At 55.2% G+C, this 16,668-nt stretch carries 18 protein-coding genes; 9 read left to right on the plus strand and 9 right to left on the minus strand.

Annotated elements, in window-relative coordinates:
- Positions 1-36 precede the first annotated feature (36 nt).
- Genes ACX1CU_RS16135 through ACX1CU_RS16145 form a run of 3 tightly spaced genes read left to right on the plus strand, consistent with a single transcriptional unit; the run spans position 37 to position 3,155 of the window.
- Complete coding sequence (locus ACX1CU_RS16135; protein ID WP_459399285.1) at positions 37-681, plus strand: hydrolase; 645 nt, start codon at positions 37-39, stop codon at positions 679-681.
- A 45-nt stretch (positions 682-726) separates the two neighbouring features.
- The gene (locus ACX1CU_RS16140; protein WP_459399286.1) at positions 727-1,272 is read left to right on the plus strand and encodes an antibiotic biosynthesis monooxygenase; all 546 of its coding nucleotides are present in this window, start codon (positions 727-729) and stop codon (positions 1,270-1,272) included.
- 11 nt (positions 1,273-1,283) lie between these two features.
- Positions 1,284-3,155, plus strand: coding sequence for an amidohydrolase (locus ACX1CU_RS16145; protein ID WP_459399287.1), 1,872 nt, complete (start codon positions 1,284-1,286; stop codon positions 3,153-3,155).
- 37 nt (positions 3,156-3,192) lie between these two features.
- Here the strand turns inward: ACX1CU_RS16145 and ACX1CU_RS16150 are convergent, their stop codons facing one another.
- On the minus strand, positions 3,193-4,323 hold the full coding sequence (locus ACX1CU_RS16150; RefSeq protein ID WP_459399288.1) for a Gfo/Idh/MocA family protein: 1,131 nt from the start codon (positions 4,321-4,323) through the stop codon (positions 3,193-3,195).
- Positions 4,324-4,592: 269 nt separating this feature from the next.
- Entirely contained in the window at positions 4,593-4,784 is a 192-nt protein-coding gene (locus ACX1CU_RS16155; RefSeq protein WP_459399289.1) for a DUF1127 domain-containing protein, read from the minus strand.
- A 172-nt stretch (positions 4,785-4,956) separates the two neighbouring features.
- Between ACX1CU_RS16155 and ACX1CU_RS16160 the strand changes: the two genes are divergently transcribed.
- Together ACX1CU_RS16160 and ACX1CU_RS16165 are read left to right on the plus strand one after the other, a co-directional pair.
- Positions 4,957-6,414, plus strand: coding sequence for an aminotransferase-like domain-containing protein (locus tag ACX1CU_RS16160; RefSeq protein WP_459399290.1), 1,458 nt, complete (start codon positions 4,957-4,959; stop codon positions 6,412-6,414).
- Between the two features lie 34 nt (positions 6,415-6,448).
- Positions 6,449-6,949, plus strand: a complete 501-nt coding sequence (locus ACX1CU_RS16165) for a 2-thiouracil desulfurase family protein (RefSeq protein ID WP_459399291.1) — start codon at positions 6,449-6,451, stop codon at positions 6,947-6,949.
- Here the strand turns inward: ACX1CU_RS16165 and ACX1CU_RS16170 are convergent.
- Positions 6,946-7,365, minus strand: a complete 420-nt coding sequence (locus tag ACX1CU_RS16170; RefSeq protein ID WP_459402836.1) for an NUDIX hydrolase — start codon at positions 7,363-7,365, stop codon at positions 6,946-6,948. The two genes, ACX1CU_RS16165 and ACX1CU_RS16170, sit on opposite strands and share 4 nt — an antisense overlap.
- 115 nt (positions 7,366-7,480) lie before the next feature.
- Between ACX1CU_RS16170 and sseA the strand changes: the two genes are divergently transcribed.
- On the plus strand, positions 7,481-8,326 hold the full coding sequence (gene sseA / locus ACX1CU_RS16175) for a 3-mercaptopyruvate sulfurtransferase (RefSeq protein ID WP_459399292.1): 846 nt from the start codon (positions 7,481-7,483) through the stop codon (positions 8,324-8,326).
- Positions 8,327-8,338: 12 nt separating this feature from the next.
- On the opposite strand, the gene ACX1CU_RS16180 is transcribed toward sseA, so the two are convergent.
- Positions 8,339-9,208 carry a LysR substrate-binding domain-containing protein gene (locus ACX1CU_RS16180; RefSeq protein ID WP_459399293.1) on the minus strand — a complete coding sequence of 290 codons (870 nt, stop codon included), beginning with the start codon at positions 9,206-9,208 and terminating at the stop codon, positions 8,339-8,341.
- Positions 9,209-9,313: 105 nt separating this feature from the next.
- Between ACX1CU_RS16180 and ACX1CU_RS16185 the strand changes: the two genes are divergently transcribed.
- Both ACX1CU_RS16185 and ACX1CU_RS16190 read left to right on the plus strand, forming a co-directional pair.
- Positions 9,314-9,877, plus strand: a complete 564-nt coding sequence (locus ACX1CU_RS16185) for a DUF4865 family protein (protein WP_459399294.1) — start codon at positions 9,314-9,316, stop codon at positions 9,875-9,877.
- Positions 9,878-9,910: 33 nt separating this feature from the next.
- Positions 9,911-10,450, plus strand: a complete 540-nt coding sequence (locus ACX1CU_RS16190) for a GNAT family N-acetyltransferase (RefSeq protein ID WP_459399295.1) — start codon at positions 9,911-9,913, stop codon at positions 10,448-10,450.
- On the opposite strand, the gene ACX1CU_RS16195 is transcribed toward ACX1CU_RS16190, so the two are convergent.
- The 3 genes from ACX1CU_RS16195 to ACX1CU_RS16205 all read right to left on the minus strand — a co-directional run bounded on the left by ACX1CU_RS16195 (position 10,425) and on the right by ACX1CU_RS16205 (position 13,684).
- Positions 10,425-11,363: a cation diffusion facilitator family transporter gene (locus tag ACX1CU_RS16195; RefSeq protein ID WP_459399296.1), complete on the minus strand. Its 939-nt coding sequence runs from the start codon at positions 11,361-11,363 to the stop codon at positions 10,425-10,427. The two genes, ACX1CU_RS16190 and ACX1CU_RS16195, sit on opposite strands and share 26 nt — an antisense overlap.
- Positions 11,364-11,551: 188 nt before the next feature.
- Positions 11,552-12,016: a YehS family protein gene (locus tag ACX1CU_RS16200; protein ID WP_459399297.1), complete on the minus strand. Its 465-nt coding sequence runs from the start codon at positions 12,014-12,016 to the stop codon at positions 11,552-11,554.
- A 210-nt stretch (positions 12,017-12,226) separates the two neighbouring features.
- Positions 12,227-13,684: a tagaturonate reductase gene (locus ACX1CU_RS16205; protein WP_459399298.1), complete on the minus strand. Its 1,458-nt coding sequence runs from the start codon at positions 13,682-13,684 to the stop codon at positions 12,227-12,229.
- 192 nt (positions 13,685-13,876) lie between these two features.
- Here ACX1CU_RS16205 and ACX1CU_RS16210 point away from each other — a divergent pair, with 192 nt between their 5' ends.
- Positions 13,877-14,782, plus strand: coding sequence for a GntR family transcriptional regulator (locus ACX1CU_RS16210; protein WP_459399299.1), 906 nt, complete (start codon positions 13,877-13,879; stop codon positions 14,780-14,782).
- Positions 14,783-14,884: 102 nt separating this feature from the next.
- Here the strand turns inward: ACX1CU_RS16210 and ACX1CU_RS16215 are convergent, their stop codons facing one another.
- Together ACX1CU_RS16215 and ACX1CU_RS16220 are read right to left on the minus strand one after the other, a co-directional pair.
- On the minus strand, positions 14,885-15,412 hold the full coding sequence (locus tag ACX1CU_RS16215; protein WP_459399300.1) for a cysteine hydrolase family protein: 528 nt from the start codon (positions 15,410-15,412) through the stop codon (positions 14,885-14,887).
- Positions 15,413-15,532: 120 nt separating this feature from the next.
- Positions 15,533-16,636 carry a suppressor of fused domain protein gene (locus tag ACX1CU_RS16220; RefSeq protein WP_459399301.1) on the minus strand — a complete coding sequence of 368 codons (1,104 nt, stop codon included), beginning with the start codon at positions 16,634-16,636 and terminating at the stop codon, positions 15,533-15,535.
- Between the last annotated feature and the right edge of the window lie 32 nt (positions 16,637-16,668).

Genomic DNA, 16,668 nt, shown 5'->3' on the forward strand with positions numbered 1-16,668 from the left:
GCCTTATTCACGAAAACCCTATTTGGAAGGTAAATTATGTCTAAGTTTCAATTGCTTGATCCGAAAAACTCCGCACTGCTTTTTATCGACCACCAACCACAGATGGCTTTTGGCGTTGCCAATATTGATCGCCAGCAACTGAAAAACAACGTGGTTGCGCTGGCAAAAGCAGGCAAAATTTTTAATGTACCCACGATTTTCACCTCGGTCGAAAGCGAAAGCTTCAGCGGCTATATCTGGCCGGAACTGCTGGCGATTCACCCTGAAATCACGCCGATTGAGCGCTCCTCAATGAACTCCTGGGAAGATGCCGCGTTCGTGAAAGCGGTAGAAGCCACCGGCCGCAAAAAGCTGGTGATCTCTGCCCTGTGGACCGAAGTCTGCCTGACCTTCCCAGCCTTAATGGCGCTGGAAGCCGGTTATGAAGTTTATGTGGTCACCGACACGTCTGGCGGCACTTCCGTCGATGCTCATGAACGTGCGATCGATCGCATGGTACAGGCTGGCGCAATCCCGGTAACCTGGCAACAGGTGCTGCTTGAGTATCAGCGCGACTGGGCACGCAAAGAAACCTACGACGCAGTGATGGATTTGGTGCGCGAACACAGCGGTGCCTACGGTATGGGCGTTGACTATGCCTATACCCTGGTGCATCACGCCCCGGCGCGCAATGTGAAATAAACCTTACCCGGCCCAAGCGGCCGGGATTTTTCAGGAGCCGGTTCCATGTCCCATCAGCAACACGTTACGCTGGTTATTACTCACCATCTCGCACACGGCCAGGAACAGGCCTATGAAGCCTGGCTAAAGCGCATTATGCCTGATGCGGCTACCTTTACCGGCCACCTGGGGGTGAACGTCATCCGCCCTTCCGGCAGCGAGCAGGCTTATACGATACTGGTGCGTTTCGATAATCTGGACAATTTGTACCGCTGGATCCACTCCCCGCAGCGCTTGCAGTACATCGAGCAAGTCACGCCGTTGCTGCTGGGCAGCGATCATATCGAAATCCGCCCTGGTGCCGAGTTCTGGTTCACGCCAACCAGCGTCAACGTACGCCCACCCGCCAAGTGGAAACAGTTTTTAATCACCCTGCTGGTGATTTTCCCTTCGACCAATCTGGTGCCCTGGTTTTGGCATCAACTATTACCGGGGCTAAGCGGTTCGCTGGCCGGGCATTTGCTGAACGATGCCAGCGTGGTTGCCCTGGTGGTGTTCCTGTGGATGCCGCTCGTCACCCGCCTGTTTCATCAATGGCTCACTCGCCATTAAAGGAAAACGTTATGAGTCACACAGCTTCATTGATCATCATCAACGGTAAATTTCATACCGTTGATCGCGAGAACCCCACCGCTCAAGCGGTGGCGATCAAAGACGGTAAATTTGTTGCCGTCGGCAGCGAAAGCGACGTTATGCAGCACGCCGGGCCAGAAACCCAGGTGATCGACTTGCACGGCCACACGGCGGTGCCTGGCCTGAACGACTCTCACCTGCACCTGATCCGCGGTGGATTGAATTACAACCTGGAATTACGCTGGGAGGGTGTGCCGTCTCTGGCCGACGCCCTGCGGATGCTGAAAGAGCAGGCGTTGCGCACACCAAGCCCGCAGTGGGTCAGAGTGGTCGGCGGCTGGAGCGAGTTCCAGTTTGCCGAACGCCGTATGCCGACGCTGGATGAAATCAACGCCGCAGCCCCGGACACGCCGGTGTTTATTCTGCATTTGTACGATCGCGCCCTGCTGAATCGTGCGGCACTGAAAGTGGTGGGCTACACCAAAGACACGCCAAACCCGCCGGGAGGAGAAATTCAACGTGACAGCAACGGTAACCCAACCGGCATGCTGATCGCCAAACCCAACGCCATGCTGCTCTACGCCACCTTAGCCAAAGGGCCAAGCTTGCCACTGGAGCAACAGGTCAATTCGACCCGCCAATTTATGCGCGAACTGAACCGCCTGGGCCTGACCAGTGCGATCGACGCAGGTGGTGGTTTCCAGAACTATCCCGAAGATTATCAGGTAATTGCGGAACTGCACCAGAAACAGCAACTGACCATTCGTATCGCCTACAACCTGTTTACCCAGCGGCCCAAGCACGAACTGGAGGACTTTCAGCTCTGGACCGATATGCTCAAACCCGGCCAGGGCACGGATTTCTACCGCCATAACGGCGCGGGTGAAATGCTGGTATTTTCCGCCGCTGATTTCGAAGACTTTCTGCAACCGCGGCCAGATTTGCCACAGGGGACGGAAGATGAGTTGGAGCGCGTAGTACGCCATTTGGTAGAGCACCGTTGGCCATTCCGCCTGCACGCCACTTACGACGAATCCATCAGCCGTATGCTGAACGTGTTCGAGAAAGTTAACCGCGAGATACCGTTTGCCGGTCTGCATTGGATCTTTGACCATGCAGAAACCATATCTGAACGTAATATCGAGCGGGTGAAAGCCCTCGGCGGCGGCATTGCCGTGCAGCACCGTATGGCGTTTCAGGGTGAATACTTTGCCGAGCGCTACGGCGTTGAGGCCACCAAGCAGACTCCGCCGGTGGCCAAAATGCTGGCGGCAGAACTGCCGGTAGGATTAGGCACCGATGCCACCCGCGTCGCCAGCTACAACCCGTGGACCGCCTTGTACTGGCTGGTTTCTGGCCGCACGGTTGGCGGTATGGCGATGTATGACGACAGCGCACGCTTGGATCGTGAAACCGCGCTAATGCTGTGGACACAGGGTAGCGCATGGTTCTCTACCGAGCAGGGTAAGAAAGGCCAGATCAAAGTGGGCCAACTGGCCGATATGGCGGTGCTGTCACAAGATTACTTCAGCGTGTCGGAAGAGCAGATCAAAGGGATTGAGTCGGTGATGACGATGGTAGACGGTAAAATTGTCTATGCTGCTGGCAGCTTCTCCCCGTTTTCTCCACCGCCGTTACCGGTGCTGCCGGAGTGGTCACCGGTGGTCAACGTACCGGGGCATTATCGCTCGGCACCGCCAGCGGCCACCAGCCGAGTGGGTATCTTGAGCCAGGCACACCAATGCTGCGGCCCTTGCGGTGTTCATGCCCATCAGCATGATGTCGCCCGCCGCTCCAGCATTCCCGTTTCTGATGAGAATGCCTTCTGGGGCGCATTTGGCTGTTCTTGTTTTGCGTTTTGACTAACATTACGGGCTCAGCACGCTGGGCCCGTATGCATCAGCCGTGATTAATCTCCAGCCAGCGGCGCTGTTCGGCAGAAGCGGCGATCGCATCCAGCACGCAGGAGACTTTCCAGCCCTCGGCAAAGTCTGGCCACATTTTCTCCCCGGCGGCGATGCCGTTAACCAGATCTCGGATCTCGACCGTTTTCTGATCGTTAAAGCCGATGCCATGCCCGGCGCTGATGCAGAATGCGGCGTAATCCGGGTGCTGCGGCCCCACCAGAATGGTTTTGAACCCTTGGCGTTCCGCTGGCTCATCGTGCCGGTACAGTTTCAGCTCCGCCATCCGTTCCTGGGTAAAACTCAGCGTGCCTTTGGTGCCGGTAACCACATAGCCCAGGCCCATTTTGCGCCCGCAGGCAATGCGTGAAGTCTCGATGGTGCCCATCGCGCCGTTGGCAAAGCGCAGCAGCGCACTGGCCTGATCTTCGTTTTCAACTTCACACAGCACAGCCGGGTTTTTAGGATCGGGCCGCTGTTTAATGAAGGTTTGCAGATCGCCAGAAACCGCCACAATCTCCCCTACCAGATAATGCGCCATATTGACGATATGCGCCGCCAGATCGCCCAATGCCCCCAGCCCGGCGGTGGCCTTACGGCAGTGCCAGTCGATCGGCGTGCGCGGATCGGCCAGGTAATCCTCATTATGAGTCCCGTAGAAATGCACCACTTCGCCGATCTCACCGTTGGCGATAATCTGCCGCGCCAACTGGCTGGTCGGGTTTTTCATATAGTTGAAACCCACCAGGGTTTTTACCCCTTTGGCCCGTGCCGCCTGCTCCATTTCGGCGGCATCTTGCGCATTCAGCGCCAGCGGTTTTTCGCAGTACACGTGCTTGCCGTGGCTAATGGCGGCCAACGCCATCTCTTTATGCAGGAAGTTCGGCGCACAGATATCCACCACGTCAATGGCCGGATCGGCCACCAGTTCGCGCCAGTCGGCGGTTGAGCGCGAGAAGCCAAACTCCGCTGCCCGCAGTGCAGCCAGTTCAGGGGTGACCTCTGCCAACATATCCAGCACCAGTTCCCCTTTCAACGGGAACACCGTGTTTACCTGGGCATAGGCAATAGCATGGCACCGGCCAATATAGCCAGTGCCAATCAATCCAACGCGCACCTGTTTCATCACTTTCTCCTCGGCCACTCTTCGCTGATACCACATTAATGGAATTAATTTTCTTATATTTATATATATGAAATTTAAATTTCAATAACAAGCTCGAGAGAGAGTTAACCTGATATTCGTGATAGCCCTCATAGAACACTGCCAACTTTGATGTAACAGCGAATTTAGCCTTGCAAAACACAACGCAGAAGACGATGTCGATTGAATATTTATTTCAAATTATGCAATAGATACCTAGTGTTGGCGACAAAAGCGTTAATCGATCCCCCTTATTTGCGCCAAAAAGGTTTACGCCCTTCATGCCGCGCCTGCGCCCGGTTTAGGCCAATATCAGCCAGCTGTTCATCGCTCAATAGCAGCAGCGCTCGGCGTGTCTGGTAACGTTGCAGACAAGATTGTAACCGGCGCAGTAGCGTCATGCGTTGAGCGGGTTGCCGTGCTGCGGATATTGTCATCATCATGATCTCCCTATGTTTATCACCTGGGTTGATGATGCGCCGCCAGCCGAAAAGAATACAGATTCAACAAAGTGGTATTTTTTCCATACAAAGGCTGTTTTCAGGCCGCTGAATGGTCTAGTTTAAAACTATCTGTACCGGTTTTTTGCTGGTTAACACAATCCTGGACATCTGTATGACACGCTACGCCACCCTGGCCGCCATTCTCAGACAACGCATTGAACAAGGGCTGTATGCCGCAGGCGAGCGCTTGCCTTCGGTACGCACGCTCAGCCTGGAGCACGGCGTCAGTATCAGCACCGTGCAGCAGGCCTATCGCCTGCTCGAAGAGCATCAGTTGGTTGAGCCACGGGCAAAATCAGGCTACTTCGTGCGCAGGCCGCATCTGATCGCAGAACTGCCCGCGGTTAGCCGCCCGGCGCAACGGCCGGTGGATATCTCACAATGGGAGCAGGTACTGGAGCTAATCCGTAACGAACCGCGTAACGATCTGGTGCAACTTGGGCGCGGGATGCCAGACGTCAGCGAACCCACGATCAAGCCACTGCTTAAGGCGCTAAGCAACACCGCCCGCCACGGCGATCTGCGCAGCTTGTATTACGACAACATTCAAGGTGTAGCCAGCCTGCGCGAGCAGATCGCCCGCTTGTTGCTAGATTCCGGCTGCCAGCTTGATGCCGAACAACTGATGATCACCACCGGCTGCCAGGAAGCGATTTCCGCCGGGTTGCGCGCTATTTGCCAAGCCGGGGATATCGTCGCGGTCGATTCCCCCTGTTATCACGGCACCATGCAAACGTTGAAAGGCTTAGGTATGAAAGCACTGGAGATCCCAACCGATCCCCTGACCGGCATCAGCCTGGAAGCCTTGGAGATGGCCTTGGAACAGTGGCCGGTGAAAGTGATCCTGCTGACCCCAAACTGCAACAATCCGCTGGGTTACATCATGCCGGATGCCCGTAAAAAGTGCCTGCTGAGGCTGGCACAGAGTTACGACGTGGCGATTATCGAAGATGACGTGTATGGCGATATTGCCTACAGCTACCCTCGGCCGCGCACCATCAAATCTTTCGACGATGACGGGCGGGTGCTGCTGTGCAGTTCGTTTTCCAAAACGCTGGCACCCGGTTTGCGCATTGGCTGGATCGCCCCCGGCCGCTATCTTGAACGCGTGCTGCACATGAAATTTATCGGCACCGGCGCAACGGCCACTCAGCCGCAGCTGGCGATTGCCGAATTTATCCGCCACGGCCACTACATACAGCACCTGCGCCGTATGCGTATCCGCTATCAGCAAAACCGCGACCTGATGACCTGCTGGATCACCCAATACTTCCCCGCCGGTACCCGCGTCAGCCAACCGCGTGGCGGGTTTATGCTGTGGATCGAACTGCATGAGGAGTTTGATACCCTGCGTCTGAACCGCTACCTGGAAGATAAAGGGGTACAAATTGCCGTCGGCAGTATTTTTTCCGCCGCAGGCAAATACCGTAACTGCCTGCGCATCAACTACGCCCAAAAACTAACCGCCGACGTTGAACGCGCGGTGCAGCAGATTGGTATGACCATTGCGCAGATTATGCAGAGCCAGTCCGAGCCCGTAAAACAACTGGACTTCAGCGCGCCAGAGTGAAAAATTATCACCATTTTTTTACCGGGAGATCAGTATGCACCCCAAGATATTAGTCAGTGCCTGCCTGGCCGGTTTCAACGTGCGTTATAACGCATCCCATAAAACGGTAGTCAATTCCACGCTGGAACGCTGGCAGCAGGAGGGTCGGCTGGTGGTTTGCTGCCCCGAACTGGCGGCAGGATTTTCCACACCGCGCCCACCGGCTGAAATTGCTGCCGCAGCTAACGGTGCTGAGGTGATTGCCGGTAAGGCCAGCGTGATCGACGCTGGCGGTAACGATGTGACCGAACCCTATCTGCTTGGAGCGCATCTGGCGCTGGATACCGCACGCCTGCACAATTGCCGCTTCGCCCTGCTTAGCGATCGCAGCCCTTCCTGCGGCAGCCAGACGATTTATGACGGTTCATTCGGCGGCCAGACACAGCCCGGCAGCGGTGTTACCGCAGAATTGTTGCGCCAGAACGGCATTGAGGTTTTTTCTGAACATCAGGTTGAAAGGTTGATCGCCCGCGTCGAGGCCGCTGAACACGCCTAGCGTTGTGCCAAATAGTCCGCCAGCCGCTGGCGCAGATGAGCGATCCCTTGCGGGTGCTGCACAAACTCGCTCACCGGCATCATTTGCCAGCGCTGCCCCTCTTCGCCGAAACGGATGGCGGCGATCTGCCCTAGCGTGATTTCACCAATCATAAACCAGGTGGGTGGGTAGCCAGGGTAGATCCCGGCGTAACGCTGCTGCCACAGAATCTGGCGCGCCGGGAGCCGAATGCCGAACTCTTCCAGGGTTTCGCGCTGTACGCACTGCTGCGGCGTTTCGCCCCCTTCGCGCCCGCCACCGGGCAGATCCCAGCAGCCGGGCCACGGAATACCGGGCTTTTCGTCACGCTGGTAGACCAACACATTATCACCGCACAGCAGTGCGATTTTCGCACCGCCAAAGTCGTGGTCAATCATCCGCATTTACTCTCAAATTTCTATCCATAAACATCATATCCTCTTCATCTTGCACATGTCGCCTTGGCGCTGGTGTATAGTAAAAACCCAATTTGATAACAGGCGGATAACAGCAATGAATTCTCCATTTTTGGTGACTGCGCAGTGGCTTGAACAACATATTAATGATGAAAATCTGGCGGTGGTCGACGTCCGTATGTCTCCGGTCGGCCTGGTGCCCAAAAAGGATATGCTGGCCGAATTTGAACGCGGCCATATTCCTGGCGCGGTCTATTTCGATATTGATGACGTGGCCGATAAAAATACTTCGCTACCCCATATGCTGCCAACGGCGGAAGAATTCAGCGCCGTAGTCGGTAAGCTCGGCATCAGTGAACAACATACCCTGATTTTCTATGATGAAGGCAACCAGTTCTCCGCACCGCGCGGCTGGTGGACATTCCGCAATTTTGGCGTGCAAAACGTCTACGTATTGGACCAAGGCTTAAACGGCTGGGTTGCCCGTGGCAATGCGCTGGAAACCGGCGCGGCTAATCCCAAACCTGCCACCTTCAACGCCCGCTTTAACGCCGATGCAGTGGTCAATATGCAGCAGGTTGAACAAGCCATGCATGATAAGGTGCAGATCCTCGACGCCCGCGCGGCACCACGTTTTCATGCCGAAGCACCGGAACCGCGCCCCGGTTTACACCGTGGCCATATTCCCGGCAGCATCAATATTCCGTATGGCGATCTGTTGGAAGATGGCCGCTTCAAATCACTGGCGGCGCTTAAAAAAACTTTCCTCGATAAAGGGGTGGATATCACCGCGCCGACCATCGTCAGTTGCGGTTCTGGCGTTACCGCCGCCGTGCTGGCATTGGGCCTACAGTCGCTGGATGCCCATCAGGTGAAATTGTATGACGGTGCCTGGAGCGAATGGGGTTTGCTGAGCGGCAACCAACCCATAGCCCAAGACTAGGTGATGCTTAACTTACTCGCGTAATCGCTCAATAATAATCTGCGCCAATTGCCGGATGGCATCATCCGGCTGTTCCTCGGCCCGATGTAGTTTCACGCCAATGTGCTGTAGCGCGGGCAGTGCTTCGGGGGCCAACTGGGCCAACCCCGGTGGCAACCCGGCATCGGTACGCACCGTTACGCCCAATCCGGTGCTGACCGCCGCCCAGATGCCGTTAAGGCTGCGGCTGGTAAAGGCGATACGCCACGGGATCCCGGCGCGATCCAATGCATTGGTCGCCGCGCTGCGCATCAAGCAAGGTGCATCGAACATCACCAGCGGCAACGCTTCACCGCTGGCACGCCACTGGGCCAAATCAAAGTTGGGTGCAGCGATCCACTGCATCAGGCGCTGCCCCAAATCCTGCTGAAACGGCGTGCTGCTCCCACCGTCCCAGGCCAGCGACAGATCCAGTTGCCCTTTCAGCACCCAGTCGATCAGCTCCGCATTGCGGGCAATGCGCGCTTCAATACGTACTTTTGGATGCGCGCGGGCAAAACTGCCCAGCACCTGCGGCAAAAAGGTTTCACCAAAATCCTCTTGCAGACCCAGGCGCACCCGGCCCTGCAAATCCAGCCCGCGCACCGCTGCCGCCGCTTCGTCATTCAGCTCCAGCAAGCGGCGAGCGTAGCTCAGCAGCGTTTCGCCCGCTTCGGTCATCACCATGCCACGCCCGGATTTACGCAAGATAGGCACACCCACCTGCTGTTCCAGCTTTTTCAAATGCGCACTGACCGCCGAGGTCGAACGCCCCAGGCGCTCCGCCGCTTTAGCAAAGCTGCCCAGTTCAATGCCGGCCACGTAACTGCGCAAGTCGTCGAGATCGAAGGTTATTCGCCCCATGCTAACCATCCTGATTTTTCGAACCGTTTATCTTAATAATACCGATTTTATCGATAAAGATGCCGTGCCACTCTGTGGCGGTCAATTGTTTTCAGGAGCACCGCCATGATCGCCATGCAATACACTTTCCCCCTGCCCGCCGACTACGATATGGGTATTATCCGCCAGCGCATCGCTGACTTTGGCCATTTGATGGATAACCATCCGCAGTTAATCATGAAAGCCTACCTTTATGCGCTGAAAGGCGGGCACGGCAACGATAATCGCTATGCGCCGTTTTATCTGTGGAACAGCAGCGACGGGATGAGTGATTTCCTCACCGGTAACGGATTCCGGGGAGTCAGTCAGGCGTTTGGTTGGCCACAGGTTAGCCATTGGCTGCCGTGGGTGGTAAAGATGGTGTCAGAAAACCTCGCCGAGGCCCGTTACGCCACGCTGGAATGCCAGCCGATTGCTGCTTATAGCGATCTCACCCTGTTACGCGCGCAGCAACAGGCTAATACATTGGCTTTAGCCAGCATCGTGGCGTTCGATCCGGCACACTGGCAGTTGGTCAGTTTCCATCTGTGGCAACAACTGCCGCAGCACCTTAATGCTCAGACGCAGTGCTACGCGGTGGGGCATATCTCTGCGCCGTTGGATACCGTAGCGCTGAAACCGAGGGTATAATTCCCCCCTCTTTCCCTTAGTATGGATACGCTTATGTTCACCGTCTGTCAGGCACAACTCGCTGATTTAACTATCGTGCGAGACGTTGGGATCGCCAGCTATATCGCCCATTTCGGCACGCTTTGGCACAACCAGAGCGAAATGGCGGATTTTCTCGCTAACGATTTTTCTGTCTCTGCATTGAGCAAGAGTTTGCAGGACCAGCAGGTTTGCTGGCTGTTAGCTTATGAAGATGAAACTCCGGTGGGCTTCGCCCGGCTGAATCTCGACAGCCCGCTGGCGGCAACCGCCACTCGCGGCGCTGAACTGCAGAAAATCTATTTCCTGCCGGGATTTGCCGGGCGCGGTTATGGCGAACGTTTATATGCCGAAGTACAACGGCGGGCCATCGAAAACAGGCAAACCCTGCTCTGGCTGGACGTCCTGAAAACCAACGTTGCCGCTCAGCGCTTTTATCAGCGGCAGGGGATGGCGATCGTTGGCGAGGATCGCTTTACCACCGCCAGCCAGTCGGTTGAACTCTGGTATATGGCTAAAACGCTGCCACTCACAGCCACTTCGGATCTTGGGTAAAAGAGATGGTCAGCCAGCGGTGAGGGCTATCTTCGCCGATGGCATCGGCAATTTTGTCGCGGATTTGATCAAATTTGTATATTCCGCTGTCTTCCATGCTTTCAGGGATCACGATGTGGATCTCAATAAACAGCCCGCGCCCCATGCGCGTGGCGTAGTTGGAATAATCCAGGAAGCCATATTCCAACGTCAGCTGCGCCATAATGGATTCAATTTTGCAATCGAGGCTGTCGGGAGCCATCTGCAAGACTTCTTTTACCGCTGCTCTGACCGTTTGTATCGGGATCGGGATCAGCACCAGGGTCAACACCGCCAGCGCAAAGGGGTCGGTATACACATTCAGGTACTCGTAGCGGGTGCCTTCCATCAGCCAGGTGAGGATAAATGCCACCAATAGCGCGGAACTGATGCACGCCGACATCAGCCAGCTTTTGGTATCCAACGCAATCAGTTCTGACTGCACCTTTTTATTCAGCCGACGCTGTTTAAAATAGAGCGTGAAACAGAAAATACTGACGGTGACGGCATACACCATCGCCCAGCCCAGCTCCAATTCGCGCCCACCGTCGGCAATCCCTTTGATGGCGTTCACAAAGGCGTACAGGCACAGCAAGGTCAGCAAGCTGCCGTTAAATGCCAGTACCAGCGGCTCGACATGCCAGAATCCATACTGAAAACGGCGGCTGTAGGGTTGCCCGAGCAGGCGCGATACCAGCAGTGATAATGAACACATCCCGGCATCCAGTGCAGAAAACATGCCGTCAAAAACAATCGACATGGAACCGCAGACAATGCCAAACACAATCCCAGCACTGGCAATAAATAGCGTGCAGTAGATTGAGCGTTTGAGTATTTTTTGTTCTATTTCAGTACTGTGTAGTTTTTGCTGAATATCCACTGGCGCAGTTGTCATATTATTATCTTAATTCCACAGTCATCATGCGATGTTCTACCCAGTGCCCAGCTAATCAAGCTCAGCATTGAACCCGTCTCGTAAACAGTATGATCCACAAAACCTCAGTGCGCAAAAGACAGGGCAAGCGGTGAACGGGCAAAAAAAAGCGCCCTCAATGAAGGCGCCTGATTCAGCAATGCGGAAAATTATGCGCCGCGGATGCGCTGGGTCAACCCTTTCAGGAAGTAACGCAGCATTTGATCGCCGCACGGGCGATAATTTTTGGAGCCTTGTTTGCGGAACAATGCGCTCAGCTCCGGCTTGGAAATACGGAACTCCACCGCGGTGAAAATCTGGTGCAGGTCGACATCTTTCAGTTCAAACGCCACACGCAATTTTTTCAGCACCAGATTGTTGGTGATCGGCAGTTCTACCTCAGGAGCGGGGAATTTATCGTCCTTACCGCGTTTGAAGAACACCAGGCCATTGAGGAAATGGGCCATCACTTCGTCTGGGCATTGCTCAAAACCCGGTTCACCTTCTTTGATCAGGTAGGCCGACATGGCTGCAACACTGACGTCAAAACCGTCCAGCTTGACGATCTCAACCATCTTCGCATCGTTAATACTCAGCATGTAGCGCACGCTGCGCAACACATCATTATTGATCATGGAATTGCCTTTAGCTTATCAACCGGGGAGGTGTAGATGTTGCCACACCTTGCATGTGCGGCAGTATAGGGATCCGGCAGGGGTTTCTCAATCGGATTTCCACGGACAGTTTACTGGGCCTGAATCCTATGGTTCCGCTGTTTCCATAAACAGAAGCGATTTAGACCAGGAAATGGCGCTAAACGCCATTCCCTGTGTGAAGCGTGCCGATTAATGCGTTCCGAGACTGTACAGCGCGGTGCGCATCCCGTCTTCCAGAATCACCCGCAGATTGGCGGTCACGGCTGCGGTCAGGCCCGGCACCGCATTCAGGTTTTGCCCCCAATGGTTTTCATCAGCCAACACGCTTTCCACCAGCGTAGTGAGCGGGATATCACGGTGCTTCACCCCCGCCCACAGTGTGGCGTAACGTTCCAGCCAATGGGCATCATCTTGCAGCGGGTAGTTACCCAGTTGCCGTTCACCACGGTAAAACGCGATCAGCGCCGCAAGCGCAAAGGTCAGCCGCGTTGGCAGCACGCCGTTCTTCTGCTGGCCAGCCAGCAATTGCGGCAGGATGCGCGTGCGGAACTTGGTCATCCCGTTCAGCGCAATGGATAACAGTTGGTGCTGAATGAACGGGTTACGGAAACGGTTCTGCACCGCTTCGGCAAACGGCAGCAGCTCTTCCTGCGGCAGATCGAGCACCGGCATAATCTCTTCAGCAATGGTACGTGCTACAAAGTCACCCACCTGCTTATCACTCATCGCCTCACCCACGGTATTCAACCCGGCAAGAAACGCCACCGGCACCAGCGCGGTGTGTGCACCGTTGAGGATCGCCACTTTGCGCTCTTTGTACGGCTTGATGTCGTCGACGATATGCACATTCAAATCAAGCTGATCCAAGTGCAGCTCTTTCGCCAGCCACTGCGGGCCCTGGATCACGAACAGATAGAAATGCTCAGCGGTATCCAGGAAGCGATCCTGATAGCCCAACTGCTGTTGCAATTGCTCTTCTTCACCGCGCGGATAACCGGTGACGATGCGATCCACCAGGGTAGAACAGAAGGTGTTGCACTCATTCAGCCAATCGCTGAACGCCTGCGGCAGCTCCCACTGTTGCGCATAGCGCAGCACATACTCTTTTAGCGTTTCGCCGTTATAGTCGATCAACTCGCATGGCAGCAGCACCCAACCTTTATCGGCGGCACCGGCAAAGTGGCTGAAGCGCTCATACAGCAGGCGCGTCAGTTTAGCCGGAAAACTGGCCGCAGGCGCATCCGCAAAGCGGTCTTGCGGCAGGTAAGTGATACCCGCTTCCGTGGTGTTGGAGAACACAAAGCGGATCGCCGGATCACGCGCCAGCGCCAAGTAACCCGCATAATCCTGATAAACGTTCACTTCACGGTTGACGGAGCGAATCACGCGCGGCTCGCAAACTGCCTCGCCCTGCTCGTTCAGCCCACGAATAATAGTGGTGTACAGGCCGTCTTGGGTATTCAGCGAAGGGGGCTGATCGCTGTCGATCGGGCGAACCACCACCACGCCAGCATTGAGGCCGGTGTGCTCATTCAATAAGTCGATTTGCCAGTCGATAAAGGCACGCAAAAAGTTACCTTCACCAAACTGGATAATACGATCGGGATATTGTGCGCCAGGAAATTCTTTGCGATTCAACTGTTTCATTGTGGCTCCTTGCAACCGGTGATTATTCTCGTCCACTGGGTATTTCTGCCCCGAAGCGGCTCAGTTGGCAGCTGTTATCAATGAAAAACGGCGGGAAGGATTGCCCGATCGCAAGTATTTGTGATTCAGCACAAAATAAACCGGTTTAAATAGGGTTTAAATGCGTAAAAAGTCATCCCCGCCGAGAGCAGCGTGAGCAGAACACAAAATTTAAGACAGAACGTGGTGAATCAGATGATTGATGGCATCGTGCAGGGCCATATCCGTTCGCCACTGCCTTCCCAGGCCGCGCTGGCAGAGATGTACAACATCAGCCGTACCACGGTGCGCCACACGCTGGCCTATTTCTCTCAGTTGGGCGTACTGGAAAAGGTTAACGATAGCTATGTGATCCGGCGTATGCCCCAGGTTGCAGACGGCTTTGAATGTATAAACTCTTCTCTGGACGATCAGGCCAAGGTCTTTGAGAGAGCCTTCTTTCAGATGATTAATCAAAAGCAGTTGCGGGCTGGTGATTCCTTTACCGAACTGCAACTTGCTCGCACGGTTAACGTCAGCCCGGTGGTGGTCAGGGAGTTCCTGCTGCGCTTTAGCCGCTACAATCTGATCGACAACGTGCGGCGCGGCCAATGGTGCATGAAAAGGCTGGACCGGAGCTATGCCGAGCAGCTTTTTGAACTGCGCCAGATGCTGGAAACCCACGCCCTTTCACGCTTTATCAACCTGCCTGCGCATGACGAACGCTGGTTACAGGCCAAGGAGTTATTGAGCCGTCACCGCCAGTTGCGCGATACCATCAGCGACAATTACCGTCTGTTCTCCCTGCTGGATCGGGATTTTCATGGGCTGATCCTGTCAGCCGCCAATAACCTGTTTTTCAATCAGTCGCTGGAAATCATCTCGATGATCTTCCATTTTCACTACCAGTGGGACGAGTCCGATCTCAAACAAAGAAATATCATTGCGATTGAAGAGCATATGGCTATTTTGAGCGCCCTGATCTGTCGCAACGATCAGGATGCGGCCCGCGAGTTACACTGCCACCTCGATACGGCAAAGCAGTCGATGATTAATTCTATTCAACAGCACATCGCCTGAACTCTTGGCGTTTTTTATCGATAAAAAACACAGCAAGCATGAGCAACGGGAAACTGGGAGCAATAGCCCTACGCGACTGCTCCATAATGACCTGGCCGATGATCAGAAACGGACCTCTTCTGCCGGAACCGCACGGATCGGGATGCCAAAACTTTGAATATTCGACAGCGTCGCGTTGTGATGAGCGCGGATCTGTAGCCCGCTGGCGTGCGGTTTGTCGTGGCTGGTGTGCGCATCCGCCGCCAGCACCACCGGATACCCCAGCCCAGCGGCACGGCGGGTGGTGGTATCGACGCAAAACTCGGTGGAATAGCCGCAGATCACCAGTTGCGTCACGCCGTTGGCAATCAGCAGTTTGCCCAAATGAGTACGCAGGAATGAATCCGGCGTGGTTTTTTCTATGCGATGATCGCTGGCTTGCACCTGCAAATCGGGATGAATTTGCCACGCGTCGCTGCCATGCAGCAGTTCGTCATGCGCGGTCTGGTGCTGAATAAAAATCACCGGTACCCGAGCCTGACGGGCACGTTCACTCAGTTGGTTAATTCGCGCGATAACCGCATCGGCTTCAGCCGGTGGCGGCACAAACAACCCTTTCTGCACATCAATAATCAACAGCGCTGATTTCATGACCCTCTCCGTTAGTTTTATGCCTGCCTCATACTATGCCAAATCACGATCGGCCAGAAAGTAAAAAACCACCGGCACTCAGGCGGGTGGTTTATTTGGTGATTCTTGCACTTCAGGCGATCACGCCAGCGGCTGGCGTGGGCGGAAAATGTGGTCAACCCCTTGCTCACGCAGCTTGTTCACCAGTTCGTGCCCGCCGTTCGGGGTGGCCTGCGCCCGTGCACGTTCGGTGACAAACACCGGGCTGGCCCAGAAAATATTCACCGGATCGCCATACTGCGGTGGGAGCACCAAACGCTCACTGTCAGGGTAAAACGAGGACGAAAGCACATAACCTTCATAGCCCAGCGGAGCCACTTCAGACACCAGCGTATGCCCTTCGCCAAACCAGGTGAGCTTCGCCCAAGGCACATGAGCAAAACCGGCCAACGCACTGGCCATCTGAATGGCATACTCTTCGGTCAGATACTGCCCATCGACGGCGATGCCCATTTCCATGCGGCGATGCTGTGGGGCATCGTCATTGAACAGGATCTCCACCCACGGCATGGGCCGGATGCTGACCCCAATGGTCAGAAAATAGTAAATACCGTCGCGCTCATGCTGGGTGATGGCCATCGGCGGCCACTTGCCCTGATCGATAGCGTAATACTTCACCGAAGGGCCAAAATGCTGTGCGTAGCGCGCCTGATACTCACTTTGCATTTTCGGCCACGGGTTGCCCTCTTCACGCTGCCAGCTACGCCAGAACTGCCGGGTATTATCCGCCAGCGCATATTGGGTATTGGTCGAGGCACAACCCAGCGGGTAAACCAGCGCGCTTTCTTTGATACAACTGGCGGAGTAGCACACTGAGTGATCGATATACAGGCTCCAACCCGGTATCACCGCCAGCAACTGACCGTGATACCACAATGCGGCACCATCATCGCTTTCCGTCCAGATCACCGTCAGCCCTTCTGCCTCCAGCGGCGCTTCACCGGCCGGATTGCGGCAATACTCTGCGGCCAGCATCGGTGGCTGTCCGGCTTCCATCGCAGCGCGATCTTCCTGCAACGGAGCAAGACCCAGGTTACGCAGCCAGCAGGCCCGCACCTGAAAACGCTCGTCCTGTTCCTCCGTAGGGTAGATATAAAAATAGGCGGCACGACTGTCTTGCTGAACCACTGCGACCAGTGTCTGGTTCTCATTACTCACTTCAGCAAGTAGGGTTGACTCGTTCATATCACCTCGATCAGATTAGGGCGCAGAATAAT

Source organism: Serratia sp. D1N4, assembly GCF_054552755.1.

Excerpts from the sequence above, each read along its gene's own strand:
- ACX1CU_RS16135 (WP_459399285.1), top strand. The coding sequence starts at position 37 with ATGTCTAAGTTTCAATTGCTTGATCCGAAAAACTCCGCACTGCTTTTT.
- ACX1CU_RS16140 (WP_459399286.1), top strand. The coding sequence starts at position 727 with ATGTCCCATCAGCAACACGTTACGCTGGTTATTACTCACCATCTCGCA.
- ACX1CU_RS16145 (WP_459399287.1), top strand. The coding sequence starts at position 1,284 with ATGAGTCACACAGCTTCATTGATCATCATCAACGGTAAATTTCATACC.
- ACX1CU_RS16150 (WP_459399288.1), bottom strand. The coding sequence starts at position 4,323 with ATGAAACAGGTGCGCGTTGGATTGATTGGCACTGGCTATATTGGCCGG.
- ACX1CU_RS16155 (WP_459399289.1), bottom strand. The coding sequence starts at position 4,784 with ATGATGATGACAATATCCGCAGCACGGCAACCCGCTCAACGCATGACG.
- ACX1CU_RS16160 (WP_459399290.1), top strand. The coding sequence starts at position 4,957 with ATGACACGCTACGCCACCCTGGCCGCCATTCTCAGACAACGCATTGAA.
- ACX1CU_RS16165 (WP_459399291.1), top strand. The coding sequence starts at position 6,449 with ATGCACCCCAAGATATTAGTCAGTGCCTGCCTGGCCGGTTTCAACGTG.
- ACX1CU_RS16170 (WP_459402836.1), bottom strand. The coding sequence starts at position 7,365 with ATGATTGACCACGACTTTGGCGGTGCGAAAATCGCACTGCTGTGCGGT.
- sseA (WP_459399292.1), top strand. The coding sequence starts at position 7,481 with ATGAATTCTCCATTTTTGGTGACTGCGCAGTGGCTTGAACAACATATT.
- ACX1CU_RS16180 (WP_459399293.1), bottom strand. The coding sequence starts at position 9,208 with ATGGGGCGAATAACCTTCGATCTCGACGACTTGCGCAGTTACGTGGCC.
- ACX1CU_RS16185 (WP_459399294.1), top strand. The coding sequence starts at position 9,314 with ATGATCGCCATGCAATACACTTTCCCCCTGCCCGCCGACTACGATATG.
- ACX1CU_RS16190 (WP_459399295.1), top strand. The coding sequence starts at position 9,911 with ATGTTCACCGTCTGTCAGGCACAACTCGCTGATTTAACTATCGTGCGA.
- ACX1CU_RS16195 (WP_459399296.1), bottom strand. The coding sequence starts at position 11,363 with ATGACAACTGCGCCAGTGGATATTCAGCAAAAACTACACAGTACTGAA.
- ACX1CU_RS16200 (WP_459399297.1), bottom strand. The coding sequence starts at position 12,016 with ATGATCAATAATGATGTGTTGCGCAGCGTGCGCTACATGCTGAGTATT.
- ACX1CU_RS16205 (WP_459399298.1), bottom strand. The coding sequence starts at position 13,684 with ATGAAACAGTTGAATCGCAAAGAATTTCCTGGCGCACAATATCCCGAT.
- ACX1CU_RS16215 (WP_459399300.1), bottom strand. The coding sequence starts at position 15,412 with ATGAAATCAGCGCTGTTGATTATTGATGTGCAGAAAGGGTTGTTTGTG.
- ACX1CU_RS16220 (WP_459399301.1), bottom strand. The coding sequence starts at position 16,636 with ATGAACGAGTCAACCCTACTTGCTGAAGTGAGTAATGAGAACCAGACA.